Here is a 24,276-nt window from a genome sequence, read left to right on the forward strand (position 1 = left end):
AGTTTCATATAAATAATAGAAATTTATACGAGGTAAATACCATGGGAAATAAAAAAGAAATAGCTATAGTTGCATTAACAACAGGATTTGTTTTAACAAGTGTAACACCATATGGAGTAGGTCATGCAGAGGAACCTGGTCAAATGCAAGTTGAAATTCAAGAGGATTCGTTCCGTACAGGTGATCTTACACAACCATCAAAAAAGGCGCCAGAGAATGTAGTGAAAGATGCACTTAAGGAAAATACGGAGCATGCTTTGTCTCCAAAACAAGTTAGTGCAGAAACAGGAGTAGATTACAAGGTTCTTCAAAAACGTGGTTCTTATGATGGAACTACACTTGTGCGCATGCAACAAATATATGAAGGAAAAGAAGTGTATGGCCACCAGTTAACTGCTCACGTAGATAAAAAAGGTATTATTAAAAGCATTTCAGGAGCTAGCGCACAAAATTTAACACAAGAAGATTTAAAGAAACCTATTAATTTATCAAAAGAAGAAGCGAAACAATATATTTATAAAAAGTACGGAAACGACATTAAATTTATTTCTGAACCAGAAGTTAAGGCGGTTATTTTTGTTGATGAAAATCATGGGCAGGCTAGCAATGCATATCAAGTTACATTTGCTGCTACAACACCAAATTATGTATCTGGAACTTATTTAGTGAATGCTCATAATGGCGATATGTTAAAAGATATGGTACAAGAATCAAGTTTGAAAATAAGTGAAGAGTATGTTGAATCCGTTAAGGAAAATAAAACTAGCAATTTCACATCATTAACTGGAACAGGAAAAGATGATTTAGGCGTAACTCGTACATTTGGTATTTCTAAACAGACCAGTGGGAATTATGCGCTTGCTGATTACACAAGAGGGCAAGGAATTGAGACATATGATGTAAATTATAGAGATATTACAAATGAAGAAAGTTATTATCCTGGCATACTAGCAACTAGCGCTTCAACAACATTTAATGATCCAAAGGCGGTAAGCGCTCATTTCTTAGCAACAAAGGTATATGATTTTTATAAAGAAAAATATAATCGTAATAGTTTTGATAATAAAGGAAAAAAAGTAGTTTCAGTTGTACATGCATGGGATTCTGGAGGAACAAATGATCCTGAAAATTGGGAGAATGCATTTAGTACTAATATTAATAACATCAGTATGCTTTTATATGGAGATCCTATGGTAAAAGCGTTCGATATAGCCGGTCATGAATTTACACACGCAGTTACATCAAGTGAATCTAACCTTGAATTCTCAGGAGAATCTGGGGCAATTAACGAGGCATTATCGGATATTATGGGAACGGCTATAGAGAAATACATAAATAATGGGGAATTTAACTGGACAATAGGAGAGCAAACTGGATCGACTTTTCGTAATATGAAAAATCCAACTGCAATTAATTTTTCAGAAGGACTACCGTATCCCGATGATTATAGTAAATATAATGATTTAAATGGAGAGGATTATGGAGGCGTTCATTTTAACTCAAGTATTATTAATAAAGTTGCGTATTTAATTGCACAAGGTGGTACTTATAACGGTGTAAATGTAAATGGTATTGGTGAAGATAAAATGTTTGATATTTTCTATTATGCAAATACTGATGAATTAAACATGACTTCTAATTTCTCTGAATTGAAATTGGCATGCCTTAAAGTGGCAACTAATAAATATGGAACGAGCTCAATTGAAGTTCAAGCAGTCCAAAATGCTTTTGATGCTGCAAAAATTACCGGAACAGTGAAAGAAAACGAAAAAACAGCAGAAAACCAAGCTCCAGAGTTAACTGTGCCGTTTACGATTACACTACGTGTAGGTGATACGTTTGATCCAATGAGAAATGTAAAAGCTGTTGATAAAGAAGATGGTGATTTAACAAATAAAGTAAAGCATAAAGGCGATGTAGATACTTCAAAACCAGGTACATACATTGTGGAATACTTGGTCGTTGATTCCCAAGGGAGAACTACAACGGCTACACAGACTGTAATTGTAGAGGGAAATGGAGAAATATTAGATTTAGAACCTAAATTAACAGTGCCTGTTGGAGCGACAATTCATGTAGGAGATTCATTCGATCCAATGATAAAAGTAAAAGCTATTGATAAAGAAGACGGCGATCTTACTTCTAAAGTAAAAATTGCTGGTGGAGTAGATACATCTAAAGTCGGTACTTACGTATTAACGTACACGGTTACAGATTCTAAAGGTCATGAAGTAACGGCGAAACAAACTGTAACGGTTAAAGTTAGAGAAGAAGTTACAAATGAAAAACCAATACTAAAAGTACCTGCTACAACTTCAATTACTGAGGGTGATCAATTTGATCCGTTGGTAGGGGTATCAGCTACTGATAAAGAGGACGGTGACCTTACTTCTAAAATAGAGTATGAAGGAACTATAGATACAACTAAAGCTGGTACTTATGAAATAATATATAGTGTCAAAGATTCCATGGGTAATGACGTAAATACAATACAAAAAGTATTAGTGAAAGATAAGGAAACTAGCAAAGCTAATGGCCTTGCTAATAAGGCAAATAAGAGTAATATCTCTAACAACAGTAATAGCGATAAAAAAGAATATACATATAAGGAGCTTCCAAAGACGGGTGTAAGTACAACTAACAGTGCAGCAATCGGCATATTGATGATTATTACAGGCACAGTACTCACTTTTGTTCGCAAATTTAGAAAGATACAAAAATAATAGTAGGGATCATTCGTTTGAAGAAAAGAGTTCATTATTCAAAAGAAATAAAGTAGAAAGTAAAACAAAATATGGATTTTTTACTTAATAAGATTTTAGTAGTTAAGCGGTGCATTTGGCTTCTATAAAAATTTGTAGTTGGATCATGTTCTGTCTACAAAACTACATTACATAAAAAACACGTTACTATTCTCATTAAAATAAAAGAATAGTAACGTGTTTTTTGGTTTGGAAAAAGCATAAATCCTATAGCTCATGAATATAGGAGTACTTCTAATTTGCCATTGATAAGTTACTGAAAACATTTTGTTTTAATGGAAGTTTCACTCTAAATGACAACATGAGATTTTCGATATTTACCAGGTGTTTCATTGGTGAATTTTTTAAAAATTTTAGTGAAATAACTTTGATCGCTAAAATTAAGCGAAGCACATATGTCTGATAAAGGATCGGTGGTGAAAGTTAATAATTTCTTTGCTTCTTCGATTCGTTCACGTTGAATGTACTCAATTAATGAAATACCAACCTCTTTTTTAAATAATATAGATAAATAATCTGAATTCACATTTGCAAATTTAGCAAGTTGTTTAACAGATATTGGATTGTAAATATTTTTAAAAATGTAGTTTTTACAAATAGCAATAGTCTGTGAATATTGCTGTGTTTTTTGTGCCTTTACACGGTCTGCAAAGGTACAAAAAGCATTTTTTAATAAATCCCAAACAGATTCTTTGTCTTTTAAATCTTCTGTTCTTTGAATATGTAAATCATAAATTTTGTAAGCAATCCCAGATGGAAGTCCCCCTTTTATCGCATATCTAGTAGCGAGCGTGATGGATGAAATACAAATGTTTTTATGACGTCTTAATTGATGGAATGAAGATAAAGATGAAAGAGTCTCTTGTTGGAATTCGTAATAATATTTGAGTACGGTTTCTTTATCCCCGTCTTCTATAGAACTAAGTAGTTGCTGCTCTATATATAAATTATGATAAATGGATTCGTCTTTTTGCATTGAAATATATACATCTTCGTTTAAGATGCTGCTATGACTTATATGAAGTGAGTCACTGTTATTTGAAAAGGTGCTTACATCTGAATTTTTTTTATAGAGAATGTTATAGAACAATATCGCTATATTTACAAAGAAATTTTGATCTTTGACTGACAATGAAAAATAATGGTCTCTTGTTCTTTTATAATTTGGAATAAAATTAAGGTTACTATCCGCTTTACTTGTAGAAAAATTTACATGTGTCAAGGGCCCAATAATAACAGTACCGTTCACCATATAATCGCTCTTTATGTGAATTAAAATAAAGTGCCCTAGATATTCGTGAGTTCTGAAGATGGGAGAATTATATGTATCATTTCTCTGAAAAAGCATATGTAACTGTTCTATTTTTGATGTATATAACGAATGTGAATCATTTTTGGATTTAAATTCTAAAAGAATATTTTTGTTACAATCTAAAAAACAAACTGGAATTTCGAAAGATTGAAAAAACATATTGCAAATGTACTCTATCTCAACTAGACTGAGCTTTTTAGTCATATTCTTCCTCCTTACAGTTATGCGTCATAGTTAAATAAACATATATTCCTTTTTTCATAAGTAGAAACGGAAAACTTTTATTAATAAAAAAATATAAATAAAAGTTATAAACTTCTAAGAATAATACCATAATTTAACATGGATAGCACATATTATTTGAATATACAGGTAATAGTTTTGGACAGTAGCGTAAAATATGAATCGTCACACTTATTTGTTGGTTATTACTTATATGTATCAAAAAAGGATTAAGATTGGATTTTAAATAGGGATAGGAAGGGAGAAATGAATGGATTGACAGTAAGTGATTAGTCGAAATTAGCAGTGAAAGCTATTATGTAACAAATGTAATGATTCTTGAAATAGGGATATACGTGTAATTTAGGGGAGAAAATTACATATATCATGTGGAGAGACAACGTAATAATAGAAGATAAGAAAAGTGAATAAGTGATTGTAAACAATGGATTGTTGGACGGCTATGTTTTATGTTATTTGTTTAAATCTAATACTTGGCACACTATTGCTTTTAAGAAGGTAATAGTAATAAAGAAATTTTTAAAATGATAGAAGTAGTAAAGGGGATAAGAGAAATGAAAAAAATATTTAGTGTGCTTTTAGTGTTATTCTTAACATTTTCTACATGGTCTAGTGTATTAGTAAAGGCAGACTCACCATCTAAAGGTACTTTAACGATCCATAAGTATGAACAAGAAAAAGATGGAGCGCAGGGACTAGAAGGTAATGGTTCTGCAAATCAAGAGGTGCCAAAAGATGTGAAACCATTAAAAGGTGTAACGTTTGAAGTGAAAAGGGTTGCTTCTTTTGAAAAAATTTCAAAAGATGGGAAAATCGTAAAAGAAGACGTGAAACCTGTAATGGGAGCCACTCCAAATCAAGTAGTAACAGATGATAACGGACAAGCTGTATTAAAAGATCTTCCGCTAGGACGTTATGAGGTGAAAGAAGTGGCAGGACCTCCACATGTTAATCTAAATCCCAATACGTATACAGTGGATATCCCATTAACGAATAAAGAGGGTAAGGTGCTAAACTATGATGTTCACATGTATCCCAAAAATGAGATTAAACGTGGTGCAGTGGATTTAATAAAAACTGGTGTAAATGAAAAAGCATTAGCAGGTGCAGTATTCTCTTTATTTAAAAAAGATGGTACAGAAGTGAAAAAAGAGTTAGTAACAGATGCTAATGGTCATATTCGCGTGCAAGGATTGGAGTATGGTGAATACTATTTCCAAGAAACAAAAGCTCCGAAAGGCTACGTAATAGATCCAACTAAACGTGAGTTTTTTGTTAAGAACTCCGGAACAATTAATGAAGATGGAACTATTACTTCTGGTACAGTAGTTAAAATAGAAGTGAAAAACAATGAAGAACCAACAATTGATAAAAAAATTAACGGAAAATTGGAAGCGTTACCAATAAATCCGTTAACTAATTATAATTATGATATTAAAACATTAATTCCAGAAGACATTAAGGAATACAAAAAATATGTGGTAACAGATACTTTGGATAATCGTTTAGTGATTCAAGGAAAGCCAATCGTGAAAATTGATGGAGCAGAAGTAAATGCAAACGTTGTTGAGGTAGCTATAGAAGGTCAAAAAGTAACAGCTACAGTAAAAGATTTCACAAAATTAGATGGTAAAAAAGAATTTCATTTGCAAATTAAATCCCAAGTAAAAGAAGGAGTACCATCTGGTTCGGAAATTTTAAATACAGCAAAAATACATTTTACAAATAAAAATGATGTAATTGGAGAAAAGGAATCTAAACCTGTAGTTGTTATTCCGACAACTGGAATAATTGAGTTAACAAAAATTGATAGTGCTAATAAGAATAAATTAAAAGGTGCAGAGTTTGTACTTAAAGATAATAATGGAAAAATAGTTGTCGTAGCAGGAAAAGAAGTAACAGGTGTATCAGATGAAAATGGTGTTATTAAATGGTCTAACATTCCATATGGAGACTATCAAATTTTTGAAACGAAAGCACCAACATATACAAAAGAAGATGGTACAAAAGCATCTTATCAATTATTAAAAGACCCCATTGATGTAAAGATTAGTGAAAATAATCAAACGGTTAAATTGACGATTGAAAATAATAAAAGTGGATGGATTCTTCCGGTAACGGGTGGCATAGGAACGACTCTTTTTACTGTAATAGGCCTTACGTTAATGCTTACAGCGGCATTTGTTTTCTTTAGAAAAAAGTTTGCTAGAAATTAAGATTTTTAGGAACATGTAACTATGGGAAAAGGGGAGAAGCAAAATGCTTCCCTCTTTTCGATATTTAAGCATATACAGAGGTGGAAATATGAAACGAAATCTTGTTTTGGGGGGTATTTTTTTATTTGGATTAGGTATTTTTTTATATCCTACTATTAGTAATTGGTTGGCGACTCGTGCACATTATTCTGAGATTAGCTCTTACGATAAGAAGATCAAAGCGCTACAAAAGAAAGAAGTCGAACGTAGGGAAAAAGAAGCAGCCGAATATAATAAACAAGTTCAAACTTCTGCGAAAACATTTACAGATCCATTTTCTGAAAAAAAAAGTAATCATCAAGCGTATGCTGATGTGTTAAATTTAGGAGATGTAATGGGGTATATTGAAATATCGAAAATTAATATAAAACTGCCAATCTATCAAGGGACTTCTGAGGAAGTATTGGGTCGCGGGATAGGTCATTTAGATTTTTCTTCGCTCCCGGTAGGTGGAGAAAGTACGCATACTATTTTAACAGGGCATCGTGGTTTACCATCAGCAAAATTATTTACAGATTTAGATAAGTTGAGCAAAGGAGATCTTTTTTATATTCATTCTTTAGACAAAGTTCTTGCTTATAAAGTAGATCAAATTAAAGTAGTGTTACCACACGAAACGGACGATCTACAAATTGTACAAAAAAAAGATTATACAACTTTAATTACGTGTACGCCTTATGGAGTAAACACCAATAGATTGCTAGTTCGAGGTGTGCGTGTGGAGTTAAACGAGAAAGAAAAACAAAAAGTGAGTACAGAGATATTTATATTTAATAAGTGGACTGTAATAGTTCCAATCCTATTGTTATGTGTGTTTCTAGTCGTAATTTATAAGAAAAGGTTAACTAGATAGAATGTATTTATTTATTTATCCTGCATTAATGGACAGTGGGACCGGAAATTCAGAGATAAGTAAAGAAGGTATATAGGGAATGAAGTAAATCCTCATTGATAAATATGTCATTTTATTCGACTATAGAAAAAATACGGTAAAGGTGGGAACAAAGGAATTGAGGCTACGATTCAAGCTGGTAAGTATTCATTTTATTGTTTTGTTAATGTTAAGTGTAAGTTTTGTCGTATATGTACCAAAAGAAGTATATGGATCCACGACAAACTTAGAAGGTCTAGGTGATATATCGCGTTATAATGCAGTTGTCTTTGGTAACCATAAAGCAATAGGTGGCGACATTGAAGGAGCAATTGCAGTTCAAGGTGATATGGATGCATCGGGGTATACGATTGTAGGTGCTGCAGCGGGAACATCTAATATAGTAGGTGAAAAATGGGGTGATGAGGGATATCCGTCCTTGTTATTGTCTGGAAAATTTAAGAAATCAAGAGAAGAATCTTTTATCATTCAAAACGGAATAGTCGTAATGACAAAAGAGAGTGATCCAGATCGCATCATACAATCCCCTTATGATCGTATCGTTTATAAAGAAAAACTAGAAATTGACGCGAAATTTAATGAATTTCGCAATATAGTGAACCAAGTCAGTAAAAATGCAGGTCAATATAAAACGAATACCCCAATTCCAAATATGAGTCATGGAATCGGAAAAGATATAAACAATCCTAATATTTATGTTTCATCAGAATTGACAGGGAAAATTAATTTAGATATAAGAGATGTATTTTTACCAAATGCTAAGGACAAAGATTTTATTGTAATGTATTCAGATGCAATAGAGGTTACATTTAAAAATGGGTCTATTCTATATGACAAGAACAATATTGGAAGGGCTACGGATATAATTCCCACATCACAACCCTATTCTCCTAATTCACCATTTACTGAGCTATACAGTAAAATGATTTGGGTTTTTCCTAATGCGAAAAAGATCACAACAGAAGGATATGGTGTTGTTGGGAGTGTGTTTGCTCCCAATGCTGTATTAGAAACAAAAGGCGGTTCGATTAATGGACAAGCATTTGTCGGTGCGGTACAACAAACTGGTGGATTTGAGTTTCACAATTTCAAATTTAACTGGAAACATTGGAACAAGCCTAGTACAGGAAAAGTAAAAATAAAAAAGGTTGATAGTAATAATGATAATAAAAAATTGGTGGGAGCAAAGTTTAAAATTGAAGATTTAAATGGGAAAATAGTTGGAGAACTAGTAACAAATGAAGAAGGAGAAGCGATATCAAAAGACTTACCAATAGGAAACTATACTTTAGTGGAAAAAGAAGCACCTAAAGGTTACGAATTATCAAAAGATAAAATAGCTGTAAAAGTAGAGAAAGATGCAGAAGTAGAAATTAAAATAGGAAATAAGAAATTGCCAGATCCAATGGGAAAAATGAAGCTTGTGAAAGTAGACATAAGTGATAAAAATAAAAAGCTAGCAGGAGCAAAGTTTAAAATTGAAGATTTAAATGGGAAAATAGTTGGAGAACTAGTAACAAATGAAGAAGGAGAAGTAATATCAAAAGACTTACCAATAGGAAACTATACCTTAGTGGAAGTAGAAGCGCCAAAAGGCTATGAATTATTAAAAGATAAAATAACTGTAAAAATAGAAAAAGATGCAGTAGCAGAAATTAAAATAGGAAATAAGAAATTGCCAGATCCAATGGGGAAAATGAAGTTAGTGAAAGTAGATACGGGAGATAAAAATAAAAAGCTAGCAGGGGCAAAGTTTCATATAGAAGATTCAAATAAAAAAGTAGTTGGGGAGTTAGTAACAGATGAAAAAGGAGAAGTAATATCAAAAGACTTACTAATAGGAAACTATACCGTAGTGGAAATAGAGGCACCTAAAGGCTATGAATTATTAAAAGATAAAATAGCTGTAAAAATAGAAAAAGATACAGTAGTAGAAATTAAAATAGAAAATAAGAAATTGCCAGATCCGACTGGGCAATTTGAAATTGAAAAAGTTGATGATAAGGATAGTGAATTAAAGCTAAAAGGCGCTGTATTTCAAGTGTTAGATAAAGAAGGGAAAGAAGTTAGTAGATTAATAACGAATGAAAAAGGAAAGGTAATTTCCAACCAATTAGCAATTGGAAAGTATACGATTAAAGAAATAAAAGCACCGAACGGATACATGTTACTTAGAGATCCAATAGAAATAGAAATTACAGAAGCAGTAAAGACACAAAAAATAACAGTGAAAAATGCGAAGAATAATTGGGTAATTCCTAATACTGGTGGGAGCGGAACAACAATTTTTTACGTAATTGGTATTATGCTAATGTTTGCTGTGCTATATTTCTGTAAGAAAAATCGTATATTATGAACTAATTTTATAGAGTTAGACAGATTGTTGCGTTAGAGAGTTTTTAGGGCATGAGTTCGGTATTGTACTGGACTCATGGTACTACATTTGTTGAAGGAGGAAGGATAATAGTAAACATAGAATATATTAATGAATTAAAATGTTTAAGAGGTGAACATGGTGGCAATAAAACAAGACGAAATTAAAGTAGTTGTCGGAGCTGGAGCGTTTAATAATAATTCAGGCTGGATTCAAACACAAGAAGATGAACTTAACTTACTAGATAAAGCTAGGTGGGAAGAAAGATTTGAATACAACTCTATTTCAGCTATTTTAGCTGAGCATGTATGGGAACACCTTACTTTTGAAGAAGGTGTAAGAGCAGCTGAAATTTGTTATGAATTTTTAAAAGCATCTGGTCATATTCGATGCGGAGTCCCTGATGCATTCTTTCAGGATGAGGCATATCAAAATATAGTTCAAATAGGGGGACCCGGTCCGAAAGATCATCCAGCAGCAAGTCATAAAATCGTTCATAATTATAAAACATTAACGAAAATGTTTGAAACTGCTGGATTCAAGGTAGTTTTACTTGAATATTGTGATGAAAATGGTCAGTTTTATTACAACGAATGGGATGCAAACGACGGTGTTATTTTCCGTTCGAAAAGGTATGATTCTAGAAATAAAGGCGATAAACTTGGTTTTCCATCGCTAATTGTCGATGCGATTAAGCGCTAATCATTCAACCAAAAAAGGAGTTAATCCTATGATTTCATAAGTCGCAAATGCGGCTTTTTTATTTGTACGTAAATCTATATTTAATTTTCAATACTATATAACTCGATTTAGAAAATATTTAAGTTTTTCTCAGCGTCATTCACTTTAAATTAACACTTCATTGACATAAATATTTATTTTATATTTATATTCGTGTAAAATGAAATGAGAACATATATTCTATATAAGGAGGCAATCAAAATGATAGCTGAAATTGGGAAACTAACTGGTGGATATATAGTAAAATTTGAACGCGAATTTCCATATACGGTAGAGGAAGTTTGGTCTGTATTAACAGAAAACAGTAAGCTGAAAAAATGGATGTCCAATTTACAGATTGAAAGCCTTAAAACTGGTGGAATAATAAAGTTCGACATGATGGACGGTTCATTCATAAACATTGATATTTTAGAGTGTCAACTAAACTCAGTACTTGAATTTACTTGGGATAAAGACCGTGTCCGATTTGAAATACATAAAGAGGAAAATAGTACTCTTTTATTCCTTAAAGAGTACATTAATGAATTAACAGATCATACACCGAGAGATATAGCTGGTTGGCATATTTGTTTAAATCTTTTTTCTTACGTTTTAGAAGGAGAAGAGAAAGAATTTTCTAAAGATGAATGGCAACAGTGGTTTGAAATATACAAGGATAAGATTCATGAAGTGAGAGAATAATTGCATAATAGGTAATATTCATTATGTAATTATTATATTGCAAATATGTTTTTAATGAGAAATAAGAATAGAGGTTCATATGAAGGTAAATCAATTGATTGCTAGTCGCGATCGAATCAATTAGTGAATTTTTATAACCTAAAGAAGGAAGAGGATATAAAAGTAAATAGAGAAATATAATTCAAACGTTATAAACAGTTGACTCTCACACAATGTCATTGTTTAAGATAAAGTTGAGCTTCAAAGTAGATGTAACTTATAGGAGGAAATCATGTTTAAAATAGGGGATTTTTCAAAACTATCTTCCATTAGTATACGAATGTTGAGACACTACGATAAAGTGGAATTACTACAACCAGTAAAAGTCGATGAGCAGAGTGGATATCGATTTTATTCAGCAGACCAATTAAAAAAAGTAAATCAAATTCAAACGTTAAAAGCTATGGGGTTTAATATTGCTACCATCAAAGAAATAATAGAATGCGATAATATAGATACCATAAAAGAGCAATTTTTAAATCGTAGTGCTCAAATTAAAGAAGACATGAATAACCTCCAAAAACAATTACGTCTCCTCGAAGACTCAATGAAAACGATGAGAGAGGATGTTGTTGAGATGAATTATCATGTTTCAATAAAAGAAATTCCAGAAAGAACTGTAGCTAGTGTTAGAAAGATTATTCCATCGTATAATTGCGAAGGTGATTTATGGAGTGTATTAATGCAAGAAATTCAAATGGAAAATATTAGTATTTCCCAACCAAGTTATAGTATTGCGGTTTTCCATGATCGTGAATACAAAGAAAATGATGTAGATATAGAAATACAGCTAAGTATTCTAGGTAAGCACGAAAATACAAAAGACGTTACATTTAAAAATATGGAATCGACTAATGTAGCTTCTATAACAGTTAATGGAAGTTATGAACAGATGACAGCTGTAAATGAGGCTGCGGCAAAATGGATTGAGACAGAGGGTTACAAATTAGCAGGCCCGATGTTTAATATTTATCATGTGAGCCCAGCGATGGAATCCGATCCTAATAAGTGGGTTACAGAAGTTTGTTATCCAGTTAAATGAAGATAAAGAAAAAAGGCATTATTTATATGCCTTTTTTCTTTATAAACTTATCCATAAATATCAAGATAAATTACTTCTTGATTTGATTCGTCAACTACTAGCACAATTTTATTTGCAAATGTACAAAATGAGCGGATTATAATGGATTCCTTTAATGAATCTTCTAAAAACCAACCTGTTGGTAATAAAGAAACGCAACCATCTTTTTGGAAATTTCAGCAATGTTTACATTAGCAACAAAAGCCACCGTAATAAGGGGCTTTTGTCTTAAATAATTTAATGATATGTGTACCCTCCATCTGGAAATAATACATTACCCGTAGTAAAACTATTTTGCATTAAATATAGAACAGTATGTGCAATTTCATTATTATGGCCAGGCCTTTTTACAAGAGAAAGAGATTTATAAGATTCATAAGCAGCTAGTCTATTTTCGTTTTGTTCATTCTCTCTTTGTATCGTTCCAGGAGAAACAACATTAACTCTTATAGGAGCTAATTCAACAGCTAAAGCTTTCCCTAAGCTTTCAATAGCCCCATTACAAGCTCCGTAAGCAGGCGCACCTTTAATTGGTCTTTGACTAAAGGCACCGGACATTAACACGATCGATCCAGAGTTTGAAAGAAAAGGGATGGCATATTTTACGGCATAATATTGAGGCCAAAACTTTCCGATGAAGCTACTTTCAGCAATTTCCTCTGTAGAGGTAATTGGTCCAAGTGTGTAAGAGGCTCCGGGTGTGAATAAATGATCAAAGTTCCCAACTGTCTTGAAAAAATTTTGTAATTGCTCTTTATTTTGATTATCCAATACGTAAGTGTGGAGATGATTGCTATTTATTAATTTTTTAGCAATCTTTAATTTTTCTTCCGAACGCCCTGCAATAATAACATGTGCACCTTGTTTAATTGCTTGTGTTGCCGTTGCTAATCCAATACCAGAACTCCCGCCAATGATAACAATACGCTTATCTTTTAATGTAGTAATAGACATATTTTAGCCACTCCTTTAATAAAAAACTTTAGAATATAACTTATGCTTTTATTATTCGCTAAAAGGGATCAAGTGAAAAGTACGCACTTTGTATGTACATAGTCGCAAATTTCGTACTAATCGCTATTTACGCGGATAAGTAATAAGAAAAATTGCTAAATATGGTTTATCTCGCATTAACGGGCAGTAAAACTCTCACCTCAAAGTTAGGAAAATGCGAGGAAGTTAGGTGAGAGATCAACTGCCCGTAAACGTCCGATTGGTTCAACTAATAATCAGTGGGGGATGAATAAAACCCCCACTGATTAAAGTTTCACTTTATGATATCAGTGGAGAGGTGAGAAAAATGGATTTACAAGAACCGAAGTTAAAAGGGGTAATAGCGACATTACAAATAATCGGTGGGAAATGGAAGCCACTCATTTTGTTTATTTTGCTAACAGATGGGACGAAACGTTTTGGTGAATTAAAGAAATTAATACCAGATATATCTCAAGGAACGTTAGCAAAGCAATTACGTGAATTAGAGCAAGATCAACTAATAAAACGCGAAATTTATCAAGAAATACCACCTAAAGTAGAATATAGCTTAACTGAACATGGAAAAACAGTCAGTACTGTTTTGGATAGTATGTGTAGTTGGGGAAGAGGACATTTAGAACATATAGATAAAGGTGAACTATAAAATTGTTATGTAAACTTAGCGTCGTACGAAGTGGAATGGTGTTTTAATAATTTGTATTTTATAATATATAATTAAATAGTGTTGTAGGTTATTATACATATTTAATTCGTTTTTACAAAGGGGAGTTATAAGGTGAATGAATTAGAGTACAAAAGCTTTTATGATAAAGTAGGAAGATTAAATGGATGGGATTTTAGTAAAATAAAATGTGAAACTGTAGGAGAAATATGGGACTTTTATGGAGAAGTGAAAGAAAGATGTAAATCATCAGACATTCTACTTGATGTTGGTACAGGCGGAGGAGAAAATGTACTTAACATAGCATCATCAGCTAAATTGTTGATTGGAATTGATAATTCTAACGGCATGATTGAAACGGCACATTCTAATTTGAAAAAATCAGGTGTACAAAATGTTGAGTTTCTTCAAATGGGTTCTGAAGCTTTAACGTTTCCACATGCGCATTTTGATATCGCTTCAAGTTGTCATGCTCCGTTTCTAGCATCTGAGTTAGCAAAAGTAATGAAAAAGGGTGCCTTTTTCTTAACACAACAAGTAAGTGAGAATGATAAATTAAACCTGAAAGAAGCATTTGGCAGAGGACAATGCTTAGGTGAACGAGATGGCACTTTAAAAGAAAAGTATATGGATAAACTTATTAGTGCAGGATTTGATCTCGTGCAAGTACGCGAATATGATGTTACTGATTATTACAGTACGCCTGAAGATCTTATTTTCTTATTAAAACATACACCTATTATTCCTAGATTTGGAGAAGAGGAAGAGGATTTTACTATTTTACAAAAGTTCATTGAAACAAATAGTTCTGAAAAAGGGATTCGTACGAATTCAAAAAGATTTATGATTATTGCTGTAAAATCTTAATGTATTTTATTGTAAAAGCTGCTTTTCGTTTAAGGAAAGGCAGCTTTTTTATATGGAAATAATGCAGGGGAAACTTAAAAAAATAAAAATAAGTAAAGTGTTAATCAAAAAAATGAAATATGGAGCATAATTGTTTTGAAACATTACTGTACTAGCAATGAAAGAAGCTAACATATTCATACTAAAGTTGTAGTTTCTATATAAAAAATCCATTCTTCCGTTTGATTTTATCTATTTATAAGTGTAATACAATACGAATAGATAATAAGAAATGAGGGGGAATGTAAAGTGATTACACATATATCAGATATAAAACTACAAACGGTTTCCATAGAAGGGGTAAAACAAGTTTATAAGGACATATTATCTCTTCCAATAAAAAAAGAAACAGCATCCTTCATTCAATTTGAAGTAACACCTTATACAACAATTAGTTTTCAAGAAGTGTATGAACCAATTGCACCTGCACATTTTGCTTTTGAAATCCCATATTCAAAATTTCATGAAACAGCAAGATGGCTTGAGGAGTCTGGATTACTCATTGCGAAATGGAAAGATGGTCATACAATTGATGAAGAGGATGGTCGATTCAATTTATACTTTAAAGACGGAGATGGAAATCTACTCGAAATTATCGCGCATAGTTATGTTAAAGAAGATGTATTAGTACCGCAGTCACCTTTAAACATTTTATATGTAAGGGAAATTGGTCTTCCTGTTAAAAGTGTACCTATTTTTAGGGAATGGCTGAAATCAAATCTAAATATGAAAACGATGGAAGACGGGGATATTTTTAACTTTGTAGTTGGTGGCACTGCTTATGTCGTCGCAACTTGGTGGCAGCGACCTTGGATTCCAATCGCGATGAAAGCTTTACCACCGAAAGTTCATGTTTCTTTCGGAACAGCGGATCTCGCATTTTTACAGCGAATCCAAATTAACTTTAAGAAAAATAATGTGCCATTTGAATGTAAACATAATGAAGTGTCATTTATTGTGCAGGGATATTCATTTTCTATTGTGTATACACCAGAGTTTCATTCCAATATTCCTAGCAAAATAAACTTACCGCTTTCTATATAGTTATAGAAAGCGGTAAGTTTATTTTGTTTTAAGGAAAATTAAAGTCTAGTTATTATGTTGATTTAACATTTGAGCTATTCCTTGACCAAATGACCAATTCTCCATAGGTGTCTCGTGTAGTGTAATGAAAACATCAGCAGTAGAGATTTGTAAAGTATTAGCTGTACTAGTGGCTATAGCTTTATATAAATCTTTTTTTTGATTAATTGTTCTCCCAGGTCCACATGTAATAGAAATATAAATCATATTATTGGATCGTTTTAATGAACCTTCTAAAAGATAAGATGAATTATAAAAAAGTTGATGAGAAGGATAAGGTAAAAACATTTGAAAATAATCATTTTCAGGAATATTGAAATGTTCAATTAACGAATGGTGAATTTGATTGCTTACATTTTTTAATAACTTATTATCGGATAATTTTTCAGGATGATAAACAGTGACAAATGGCATAATAGAGGACTCCTTTCCTTTTGATTTTATTTTACTTCCAATATTTCCATTTGTATAATTGAAAATATATTAACGAATTATCAATAAAATCGATGAAGGTGGTGTATGAAATGGAAATGAAAGAGTTACTTATATTTAAAAAAATTATTGAAGAAGGAACGTTTTCACAAGCTGCTAAACAATTAAACTATGCACAATCAACAGTAACAACACATATAAAAAAGCTGGAAAATGAAATTGGTTTTCTGTTATTTGAAAGAGGATGGGATGCAAGATTAACAGAAGAAGGAAAACTTTTTGCAGAGGAAGTAGAAAACTTAGTAACACATTGGGAATATTCTATAACTCAAGCACAACGTATTAGTAATGAAGAAAAAGGGAGTTTGAGAATAGGCCTATTAGAATCCGTTGCTAAAAGGTTAATACCAATAATATTAGAGTTTTTAAATGCTGAAAAACCATATATACATTGTGATTTTGTAGTGGGAAATACAGCACTTTTATCAGAAATGATAGAACATAATAAGATTGATTTTGCGGTGTGCGGAAATAATGAAAATAAATCAAAGGTAAAATTCATCCCAATATGTGATGAACAGATTGAATTTATAGTGAATAATCCCGAGCATCCTTTGTTACAAAAAGAATCCGTTGAAGCATTTGATATTATAGATTATCCAGTTATTGTAGGAGAAAGTAATTGTTATTCGTATCAATCTGTAAGTTCTCTCCTAGCGAAAAATAATTTATCTTTTAAAAGAGTTTATAATTGTAGTGCTTTAAACCTCATTCCAGAAATGCTTTTTGAAAATGCGATAGGAATTATCCCGAAAGGTACAATTTTGAATGAAGAAATACTATCTTTTAAGATTAAGGACTTTAATTCTAAAATCCCGATTGGTATATTAATTTCTACTAAAAATAACAATTATTTAAGTCAAACGAAACAAAAAATTATCAACATCATTAAAGTCGCCCTATAATTATGCTAAAAAATTATAGGACTGTTTTCGATACGTACTTTTCTTTTAGCATTTCAGAGATTTTTGTAATAATAGGATTTATGTGAGTAGAAGGATTTCCTAACATTGCAGTGAATTTAAAATAGGGGTGTAGAATACTATATGGTTTAAGGAGGGTGAAACTTGAACTTAGGTGAGCCAATGGCTAAAGGAAATACAGCGGAAATTTATCTGTATGATAATAAGATTGTGAAGTTATTTAAAGAATATCTTCCAGGTACAGAGTCTATGAATGAAGCAAAAAAACAAAAATATGCTTATTCATGCGGGCTGCCAGTTCCAAACGTATTTGAAGTGACAAAGATACACGATAGACAGGCAATTATTATGGAATACGTAAAAGGTGTCAGCTAATAACAATGAATTGCTAAATAAATTAATGCTTCAGTATTGTAATTAAATGAGTAAAATTATTGGATTTTGCTTACAGAGAATATAGTAGTAAAAAAGGAGTCTGTTTTATGAAAACTGATGAATCGATTTCATTGAATACCGAATTTGAGAAATCCACTCCTGCGCTACAACTTTCGAAATTACATAAGCGATTCGGTGAATTTATTGCAGTAAATCGTATTGATTTAACTATTCCAAGTGGTTCTTTTTATGGAGTTGTTGGACCTAACGGAGCAGGAAAAACTACATCTTTATCAATGGCTGTTGGTTTGTTAAGGCCGGATGGCGGAAACGCTAAAGTTTTTGGGATTGATGTTTGGAGTAATCCAAAACAAGCTAAAACGTTGATTGGAGTATTACCAGATGGATTGGCTTTACCAGAAAGACTTACTGGTCGCGAATTATTAACATATATGGGGTTGTTAAGAGGAATAGATGCCAATGAAGTTGCTCAGCGGGCAGAAGAATTACTTGCAGTATTAGAGTTGAATAATACTGAGGGGACTTTAGTTATTAATTATTCTACTGGTATGCGTAAAAAACTCGGCCTTGCACTTGCACTTCTTCATGCGCCAAAATTACTCGTTCTCGATGAACCGTTTGAGGCGGTAGATCCCATTTCTGCAACTACTATTAAAAAGATTTTACAGAAATTTGTTAGTTCAGGTGGTTCTGTAGTATTTTCTAGTCACGTCATGGCATTAGTTGAACAACTTTGTGACCACGTTGCAATTATTTCGAAAGGGGGAGTACTTTCATCCGGAAAGATGGAAGATGTTTGTGGTGAAGAAAAACTAGAGGATATTTTCATTCGATTAGTAGGTAAATCCGCCGCTAAAGGAGGGGAATTGTCTTGGTTAATGTTTTAATTCAAATGAAGTTATCAATACTTAAACATTTAATGAATCGTGGCAGGGCAGTTCTATTTATTATGACAGGATTAGTTGGTTTGTCGCTAGCGATTGGAACTATTTTACTTTTTTCTTTTTATCCGACAGAACAAAATATATCAAAAAGCATTCTATATGTAACATTCGCCATTTGGACAGTAGGATGGATTATAGGTCCGATGCTTACTGGAGGAGACGAAATATTACGCCCTGAATATTTTGTGTTGCTTCCGCTCAATTCTTATAAACTAGCTAGGATGCTTCTCGGTATAACTTTTATAGGAGTAGGACCACTGGTTAGTTTTTTAGCTTTTATAGGATTATTAATTTATGCAGCTAGAATTAGCATATATGCGATTATAGTAGCAGTTCCAGCAATTATTTTGCAGTTAGTTTTTGTAGTATTGTTATCCAAAGTAATAGTTAGTATTATGGGTGAGGCGATGAAATCAAGAGTCGGTATGGAAATGGGAGCGATGTTCATTGGTTTCATCATTGCATTTCTAAATGTCGGCTGGTATGCACTTCCTGTAATCAATAGAATCGTATTTAGTGATACTACGCTATTTTACATGATTCCATCTAGTTGGACGATACTTGCTGTAGAGTACGCTAGTCAATCTAATTGGTTATTAGCTTTTATTTTCTTAGGTACAATAACAATATTTTGTGGGTTTCTTTTATTTATATGGACTATATTATTGACTAGACGTAAAGAGATAGATTCAAAAAAAGTTCAAGTGAAGATTATTAATAAGCATTATAGAAAGGCTTTTAAAATCTTTTTTGAAACTAAAATAGGAGCTGTTATAACTAAGGAACTTAAAAGTTGGAGAAGAGATCCACAACGAGGCCGTTTCCTGCGAATGGGCATATGGATAGGTGTATTTTATGGGGTTTTAGTTACGATTGCTAATATACCTTACTTAATGCCTTGGGCGGGGGGAATTATGGTTGTATTTACAGGTATGTTTGCTTGTAATTTATATGGTTTCGATGGAAGCGCGTTATGGTTAACGTTGGTGACACCTGGTGCAGAAAGGATTGACGTGCGTGGCCGCCAATTAGCTTGGTTGATAGCTATTGGTCCTGTGGCAATTTTAACTACAATAATTTTCACTTTTTCTAGCGGACTTACTTTCGTTTATCCATGGGTATTTGCAGTAGTCCCAGCTTTACTTGGTGGGACAGTCGGCCTTATTGTCTTATTTTCTGTAGTTAATTTAATTCCAATTACTGATCCACATCGCCGTGGAAGAGGAACGATAATATCTGCTGACGATATGAATGCGAGTAAAATGTTTATAACCACGTGGCTCATGCTGTTGATGGTGCTAGTAACAACGATACCTTCGTTACTAGTTATATGGTTGGGGACATCATTACATATACAATTCATACAATGGTTAGGTGTACCGACTGGGGTTTGTACGGGAGTGTTTTTAGCATGGCTATTTGGGCGCATCGCTTACAAAAAACTTGAAAGAAATGGCCCTGAGTTGCTATTTGAAATGAAAAGTGGGATGAAAATTAACAGTGATAATTACAAAAAGAAAATTCGTAATAAAGAAATGGAATTACCAAAGAAAAAACTTACCGTTGTTGTTCTTCTTGTGTTTATGGGAATCTTTTTCTTGGTGCACCAAAGTATAGTGCCGATTGTCTTTGAAATATTTGATGTGGATGAAAGAGTCCGTCTATTTTTTCTTTCGCGCTACCTTCCTCATATTGCCCGCATTCCTGTAAGTATCATTTTCGCTGTACTAGGTATAGTGTTTTTGTATAAAGCAATATTAATTAAGAAACAGCACGTAAAAGAATCACAACTAATAAAAGATGATATGTAAAACATTCCTAATCAATCAAGTTTTTAGCGGATGTTGTTCAACTATAGTTACGTAGTTAAACAACATTCGCTTTACATATTTATTAAAGAATAATTATTTTCAAGTTTTAACCTATAAAGATTCATTATCCGTATTTGTTCCTCCGTTAATTCTTCTTTATCCCAATACATATGCATTAAGCTATATTCAAAAATCTCCTTTAATTTAATAAATAATGGAAACTTGTCTATCATCTCTTTTGGTAGTTCATTTTCCTCTTGGTAGCCTTCAAATAGTGCTTTTGTAATAGAATGTTCATAGTCAATGATATTCCCATTTCCAGAAAATGAATATTCTATCGCACTATAAATAGGAACGGCTAAATCGAATATGTAAAAATATTTTTGGAATGAATCCAAGAGAATACCAACGAACAACATGCCTATTCAATCATTTGTTAAACTCAATATAAATAAAGAAGGGGAGTTCAAAATGAATATTTCTAGAAAATTAGAGGTTGAACAGTTACGTAATAAGAATAGTGAGCTATTTGATAAAGATGTACTTAACATATTAAATGGTCAAATGATGTATGAAGAATTTAAAACGGAGGAGCTAATGGGTGAGTCTGATTATGCCCCATTTAACGAGGCCATGTGTGTAAATAGCGCTACTGCACAAGTTTTTGATGAAGAGTTTATTAAAATAAGAGCAGAAGGTCATAACAGTTCAGTCGAAAATTATGCAAAAAAAGTTATAGATCCGTTAGAAAATCTATTTGCGAAAAAGTATAAATGTATTGTTTTATGGTTCGGTGAAGATATGTTTTGCCAAATGAATCTACTTACTTTACTTTCATACCTTGAGCAGTCGTGCTATGAAGGGAAAGTATACTTAAATAGTTTCAGGGAGGATGAATTTAAAGTAAATCAAATTGAACTTGAATTGGGGGATTATTCTACTATATACAATGAAGTATTAGTAAACCATAAAAAGACTTATCATAAAGTACCACCTGTAATGTATCAAGCTATAGATTTATATTTAGAAATGCTAAAAGAAGATAATATCGTAATGAAATTCATCTCTAAAAATAAAGGTTTATCAAATCAAGAATTATTAACAAAGTTGTTTTATCTTTTTCCAACAATCGGATATGGTGATACTCAGTACATAGAACTGATTAATAAAATGAAGAAGAAAACTACACCTAAAATATAGGTGTAGTTTTCTTCTTATAATTGCTCAAGTAATTCTAATTCTTTTTCTACAAATAGCATTAGTTCTTTAATGGTTTCACCAGAGAAATCAAAACGAATACCGGCTGCATCATATACTTCTTTTATAGATTGCGAGCTTCCTAGTGATAATGCCTTTTTATAATTTTCTAGTGTTTGCTTAGGATCCTCTTTATATTGTTTATACATTTGTAATGCCCCAAGTTGGGCAATCGCGTATTCAATATAATAAAATGGTACTTCAAAAATATGGAGTACAGGTAACCAACTCGTTGCTATCCAGTTTTCGTAGCCATCAATATGTATGACGCTAGATTGATAATGTTTTTGAAGTTGTAAGTATTTTTCATTTCTTTCTTCAGAAGTATGAATTGGATTTTCATACAGCCAGTGTTGAAATTGATCAACAATAAGCATGACAGGTAAATATGAAATAACACCTTTAAAGAAGTTAATTTTTGCTTGTTTTAAATCTCTTTTGTCTGTATAGAAGGTATCCCAATAATTAAGCGAGAATAACTCCATTGTCATACTGGCTAGTTCAGCTGTTTCAGCTGGAATTTCTATATACTGTCGTAATTCTAATGGTTTTATGAGTTCGTTATGAATACTATGACCCATTTCATGTATAAAAGTGATAATATCATCTTGTGTATAATTTAAGTTCATAAAAATAAAAGATAATTGTGAAGCTGGTAAGTACTCACAAAAGCCACCAGCTGCTTTTCCTTTGCGGCTTGTTAAATCAAGACAATCGTGTTTATACATTTGATTTAAAAGTGCTGAAAATTCAACATCTAGTTTATTAAAGATATGAGTGCTCTTTTCAATTAAATCATTTTCATTTGCAATAGGTTTAAGCACTTTTTGATCTGGAGTTACAGCTGATACATCCCACGGGCGAAGCGTATCAACTTGCAGTTTTTCTTTTTTCTCTAGCATTATTTTATCTTTAAGAGGCACAACATACTTACGTATGGATTCGGCTAGTTCATAGCAATCTTTCGCTGAATAATCAAAACGCTCGTATTTTTTGAACATATAATCGCGATAATTCTCTAGTTGAATATTTTTTGCTTTTTGATGGCGAATTTCAATTAATTGATTTAATATGTTTTGGAGTTCTTTTTCAACAGATAAAAATTGTTCAGAAATAATAGTTTTTGCCTTTTTACGGATGTCACGATTCGAATCTTGTAAATAGGATTGTAATTCTGTTATCGTTTTTTCTTCTCCGTCCCAAATTCCACTTAATCCTCCAGTGATTTCAAAGTACTCTGTGACTAATTTATCTTCCTTTATTTCTAATTCGATATTTTCCTCACAAAATAACTTTTGAGCATTTTTTATTTTTGCATCTAACAAACCATATACGTTAGAATCTAATTCCATTCGAAAAGGTGACTCTAAATATTTATTATCCAATAAATTTTGGTACCGCTTTAAAAGAGGCTTTACAAATTGTTGATCATGTTCAAAAGTATCCTTTATTTCTTCATCATCCGTATTACATTGAAAGGCGATGTAATGTGATCTTAATTGTTCTTCGATTTCCCAAATTACTTTTGACTGCTCTTTTAACCAATTTTCAAGGTCTAGTTTTGAAGAAATCATCTTATTTAATAAAGTCGAAAGAGTTTTTTCCAATTGTAGTACATTACTAATATCAATCGTATTTACACGTTGCATTATATATCCCTCACTTTTTATTTATTCATGGAGATATTCTATTTATTAATTGTAATTCCCTTTTTAAGAGGAGAAAATGTGAAATAATGTTAAATTATAGAAGGTATTTATATGTGAAAGTAAAAGTTTATCGTAAATGAAAATTTACGGAGGGAAGTGCAATGAAAAGAGGAAAGAAGTTGATTTTATTTATATTTTCAATTGCTGTATTGTGTGCTTGTGAGCCTGAAATGGAAGAATCCAAAAGTGAAGATTCTATAGTGATGGATATTGCTACAGCGACAGTCAAGGAGGAATCTTTTTTTAGTGCTGCTATATGGGATGAAAAAGCAAGAATAGTAGATTTAGAAATTGCTGATAGCGAAAATGCTAACGAAATAAAAAAAGAAATTAATAAAAGATTGCAAATTCAAGGTATTATGTCCTATAAAGTAAATATATCTCAAAGAAACAAGGAAATTGTAAATGCAGAACATAGATGGGAGTTAGTTTTTGGACAGATATTTGATGACGTATTCAGAAAAAATGGATATGAAGGGTTTGGTATTCAGCAAATAAATTATAAAAAGAATCAACCTGTTACCATTGATATAAAAACTAAGATTAGCGATGGTGAAGTAAGGGCGAGAGAACTTGGACAGAAAATAGAAAAAGAAGTTGAAGGGGTACTTAAAACAGTAGCAGTAAAGAAATGGATTGAAAATGATTCATATGATATTGGGATTTACGATATAGATGATCGGAAAATTAACTAATTGAGGAATGAATGCTATGTGAA

20 protein-coding genes and 1 pseudogene are annotated in these 24,276 nt (G+C 32.1%); 16 read left to right on the forward strand and 5 right to left on the reverse strand.

Going from position 1 to position 24,276, the window contains the following annotated elements:
* Positions 1 to 41 precede the first annotated feature (41 nt).
* Positions 42 to 2,723 carry a M4 family metallopeptidase gene (locus tag DN407_RS12080; RefSeq protein WP_149216278.1) on the forward strand — a complete coding sequence of 894 codons (2,682 nt, stop codon included), beginning with the start codon at positions 42 to 44 and terminating at the stop codon, positions 2,721 to 2,723.
* A gap of 328 nt (positions 2,724 to 3,051) precedes the next feature.
* On the opposite strand, the gene DN407_RS12085 is transcribed toward DN407_RS12080, so the two are convergent.
* Positions 3,052 to 4,278: an AraC family transcriptional regulator gene (locus tag DN407_RS12085; protein ID WP_000162833.1), complete on the reverse strand. Its 1,227-nt coding sequence runs from the start codon at positions 4,276 to 4,278 to the stop codon at positions 3,052 to 3,054.
* Between the two features lie 593 nt (positions 4,279 to 4,871).
* Between DN407_RS12085 and DN407_RS12090 the strand changes: the two genes are divergently transcribed.
* The 6 genes from DN407_RS12090 (at position 4,872) to DN407_RS12115 (ending at position 12,341) form a co-directional block, all read left to right on the forward strand.
* Positions 4,872 to 6,533, forward strand: a complete 1,662-nt coding sequence (locus DN407_RS12090; RefSeq protein ID WP_179955815.1) for an LPXTG cell wall anchor domain-containing protein — start codon at positions 4,872 to 4,874, stop codon at positions 6,531 to 6,533.
* 88 nt (positions 6,534 to 6,621) lie between these two features.
* Positions 6,622 to 7,425: a class C sortase gene (locus DN407_RS12095; protein WP_179955816.1), complete on the forward strand. Its 804-nt coding sequence runs from the start codon at positions 6,622 to 6,624 to the stop codon at positions 7,423 to 7,425.
* Between the two features lie 157 nt (positions 7,426 to 7,582).
* Positions 7,583 to 9,820, forward strand: coding sequence for a SpaA isopeptide-forming pilin-related protein (locus DN407_RS12100; RefSeq protein WP_149216281.1), 2,238 nt, complete (start codon positions 7,583 to 7,585; stop codon positions 9,818 to 9,820).
* A gap of 156 nt (positions 9,821 to 9,976) precedes the next feature.
* Complete coding sequence (locus tag DN407_RS12105) at positions 9,977 to 10,540, forward strand: class I SAM-dependent methyltransferase (RefSeq protein ID WP_149216282.1); 564 nt, start codon at positions 9,977 to 9,979, stop codon at positions 10,538 to 10,540.
* Between the two features lie 240 nt (positions 10,541 to 10,780).
* Complete coding sequence (locus DN407_RS12110) at positions 10,781 to 11,260, forward strand: SRPBCC family protein (RefSeq protein ID WP_149216283.1); 480 nt, start codon at positions 10,781 to 10,783, stop codon at positions 11,258 to 11,260.
* A 271-nt stretch (positions 11,261 to 11,531) separates the two neighbouring features.
* Positions 11,532 to 12,341 carry a MerR family transcriptional regulator gene (locus DN407_RS12115; RefSeq protein ID WP_149216284.1) on the forward strand — a complete coding sequence of 270 codons (810 nt, stop codon included), beginning with the start codon at positions 11,532 to 11,534 and terminating at the stop codon, positions 12,339 to 12,341.
* 276 nt (positions 12,342 to 12,617) lie between these two features.
* Here the strand turns inward: DN407_RS12115 and DN407_RS12120 are convergent, their stop codons facing one another.
* Entirely contained in the window at positions 12,618 to 13,334 is a 717-nt protein-coding gene (locus tag DN407_RS12120; protein ID WP_053512864.1) for an SDR family oxidoreductase, read from the reverse strand.
* A gap of 346 nt (positions 13,335 to 13,680) precedes the next feature.
* On the opposite strand from DN407_RS12120, the gene DN407_RS12125 reads away from it, so the two are divergent.
* The 3 genes from DN407_RS12125 to DN407_RS12135 all read left to right on the forward strand — a co-directional run bounded on the left by DN407_RS12125 (position 13,681) and on the right by DN407_RS12135 (position 15,987).
* Complete coding sequence (locus DN407_RS12125) at positions 13,681 to 14,019, forward strand: winged helix-turn-helix transcriptional regulator (RefSeq protein ID WP_016110039.1); 339 nt, start codon at positions 13,681 to 13,683, stop codon at positions 14,017 to 14,019.
* Positions 14,020 to 14,151: 132 nt separating this feature from the next.
* A complete protein-coding gene (locus DN407_RS12130; protein WP_098294080.1) occupies positions 14,152 to 14,904 on the forward strand; it encodes a class I SAM-dependent methyltransferase in 753 nt (250 codons plus the stop codon).
* Positions 14,905 to 15,192: 288 nt separating this feature from the next.
* The gene (locus DN407_RS12135) at positions 15,193 to 15,987 is read left to right on the forward strand and encodes a VOC family protein (RefSeq protein ID WP_149216285.1); all 795 of its coding nucleotides are present in this window, start codon (positions 15,193 to 15,195) and stop codon (positions 15,985 to 15,987) included.
* A gap of 45 nt (positions 15,988 to 16,032) precedes the next feature.
* On the opposite strand, the gene DN407_RS12140 is transcribed toward DN407_RS12135, so the two are convergent.
* A complete protein-coding gene (locus tag DN407_RS12140; protein WP_001117408.1) occupies positions 16,033 to 16,440 on the reverse strand; it encodes a tautomerase family protein in 408 nt (135 codons plus the stop codon).
* Positions 16,441 to 16,550: 110 nt separating this feature from the next.
* On the opposite strand from DN407_RS12140, the gene DN407_RS12145 reads away from it, so the two are divergent.
* The 4 genes and pseudogenes from DN407_RS12145 (at position 16,551) to DN407_RS12160 (ending at position 20,592) form a co-directional block, all read left to right on the forward strand.
* Positions 16,551 to 17,423 carry a LysR family transcriptional regulator gene (locus DN407_RS12145; RefSeq protein ID WP_149216286.1) on the forward strand — a complete coding sequence of 291 codons (873 nt, stop codon included), beginning with the start codon at positions 16,551 to 16,553 and terminating at the stop codon, positions 17,421 to 17,423.
* Between the two features lie 162 nt (positions 17,424 to 17,585).
* Positions 17,586 to 17,813: pseudogene (locus DN407_RS12150) on the forward strand (aminoglycoside phosphotransferase family protein); the annotation flags it as partial.
* 110 nt (positions 17,814 to 17,923) lie between these two features.
* Positions 17,924 to 18,724, forward strand: coding sequence for an ABC transporter ATP-binding protein (locus DN407_RS12155; RefSeq protein WP_149216287.1), 801 nt, complete (start codon positions 17,924 to 17,926; stop codon positions 18,722 to 18,724).
* Positions 18,709 to 20,592 (forward strand): hypothetical protein, encoded by a 1,884-nt coding sequence (locus tag DN407_RS12160; protein WP_149216288.1) that lies wholly within the window; start codon positions 18,709 to 18,711, stop codon positions 20,590 to 20,592. Before DN407_RS12155 ends, DN407_RS12160 begins: the two co-directional genes overlap by 16 nt.
* A 71-nt stretch (positions 20,593 to 20,663) precedes the next feature.
* Here DN407_RS12160 and DN407_RS12165 read toward each other — a convergent pair whose 3' ends face one another.
* Positions 20,664 to 21,011, reverse strand: a complete 348-nt coding sequence (locus DN407_RS12165) for an aminoglycoside phosphotransferase (protein ID WP_149216289.1) — start codon at positions 21,009 to 21,011, stop codon at positions 20,664 to 20,666.
* Between the two features lie 52 nt (positions 21,012 to 21,063).
* On the opposite strand from DN407_RS12165, the gene DN407_RS12170 reads away from it, so the two are divergent.
* Positions 21,064 to 21,792: a hypothetical protein gene (locus tag DN407_RS12170; protein ID WP_001027427.1), complete on the forward strand. Its 729-nt coding sequence runs from the start codon at positions 21,064 to 21,066 to the stop codon at positions 21,790 to 21,792.
* 14 nt (positions 21,793 to 21,806) lie between these two features.
* Here the strand turns inward: DN407_RS12170 and DN407_RS12175 are convergent, their stop codons facing one another.
* Positions 21,807 to 23,498 (reverse strand): M3 family oligoendopeptidase, encoded by a 1,692-nt coding sequence (locus tag DN407_RS12175; protein WP_149216290.1) that lies wholly within the window; start codon positions 23,496 to 23,498, stop codon positions 21,807 to 21,809.
* Between the two features lie 161 nt (positions 23,499 to 23,659).
* Here DN407_RS12175 and DN407_RS12180 point away from each other — a divergent pair, with 161 nt between their 5' ends.
* The gene (locus DN407_RS12180; protein WP_149216291.1) at positions 23,660 to 24,253 is read left to right on the forward strand and encodes a DUF4030 domain-containing protein; all 594 of its coding nucleotides are present in this window, start codon (positions 23,660 to 23,662) and stop codon (positions 24,251 to 24,253) included.
* Positions 24,254 to 24,276 lie beyond the last annotated feature (23 nt).

This window comes from Bacillus sp. JAS24-2, assembly GCF_008274905.1.
Lineage (GTDB): Bacteria > Bacillota > Bacilli > Bacillales > Bacillaceae_G > Bacillus_A > Bacillus_A cereus.

Coding starts and splice junctions, on each gene's coding strand:
- DN407_RS12180 (WP_149216291.1), top strand. CDS start 23,660: ATGAAAAGAGGAAAGAAGTTGATTTTATTTATATTTTCAATTGCTGTA.
- DN407_RS12125 (WP_016110039.1), top strand. CDS start 13,681: ATGGATTTACAAGAACCGAAGTTAAAAGGGGTAATAGCGACATTACAA.
- DN407_RS12145 (WP_149216286.1), top strand. CDS start 16,551: ATGGAAATGAAAGAGTTACTTATATTTAAAAAAATTATTGAAGAAGGA.
- DN407_RS12095 (WP_179955816.1), top strand. CDS start 6,622: ATGAAACGAAATCTTGTTTTGGGGGGTATTTTTTTATTTGGATTAGGT.
- DN407_RS12140 (WP_001117408.1), bottom strand. CDS start 16,440: ATGCCATTTGTCACTGTTTATCATCCTGAAAAATTATCCGATAATAAG.
- DN407_RS12105 (WP_149216282.1), top strand. CDS start 9,977: ATGGTGGCAATAAAACAAGACGAAATTAAAGTAGTTGTCGGAGCTGGA.
- DN407_RS12115 (WP_149216284.1), top strand. CDS start 11,532: ATGTTTAAAATAGGGGATTTTTCAAAACTATCTTCCATTAGTATACGA.
- DN407_RS12170 (WP_001027427.1), top strand. CDS start 21,064: ATGAATATTTCTAGAAAATTAGAGGTTGAACAGTTACGTAATAAGAAT.
- DN407_RS12110 (WP_149216283.1), top strand. CDS start 10,781: ATGATAGCTGAAATTGGGAAACTAACTGGTGGATATATAGTAAAATTT.
- DN407_RS12085 (WP_000162833.1), bottom strand. CDS start 4,278: ATGACTAAAAAGCTCAGTCTAGTTGAGATAGAGTACATTTGCAATATG.
- DN407_RS12090 (WP_179955815.1), top strand. CDS start 4,872: ATGAAAAAAATATTTAGTGTGCTTTTAGTGTTATTCTTAACATTTTCT.
- DN407_RS12080 (WP_149216278.1), top strand. CDS start 42: ATGGGAAATAAAAAAGAAATAGCTATAGTTGCATTAACAACAGGATTT.
- DN407_RS12120 (WP_053512864.1), bottom strand. CDS start 13,334: ATGTCTATTACTACATTAAAAGATAAGCGTATTGTTATCATTGGCGGG.
- DN407_RS12175 (WP_149216290.1), bottom strand. CDS start 23,498: ATGCAACGTGTAAATACGATTGATATTAGTAATGTACTACAATTGGAA.
- DN407_RS12165 (WP_149216289.1), bottom strand. CDS start 21,011: ATGTTGTTCGTTGGTATTCTCTTGGATTCATTCCAAAAATATTTTTAC.
- DN407_RS12155 (WP_149216287.1), top strand. CDS start 17,924: ATGAAAACTGATGAATCGATTTCATTGAATACCGAATTTGAGAAATCC.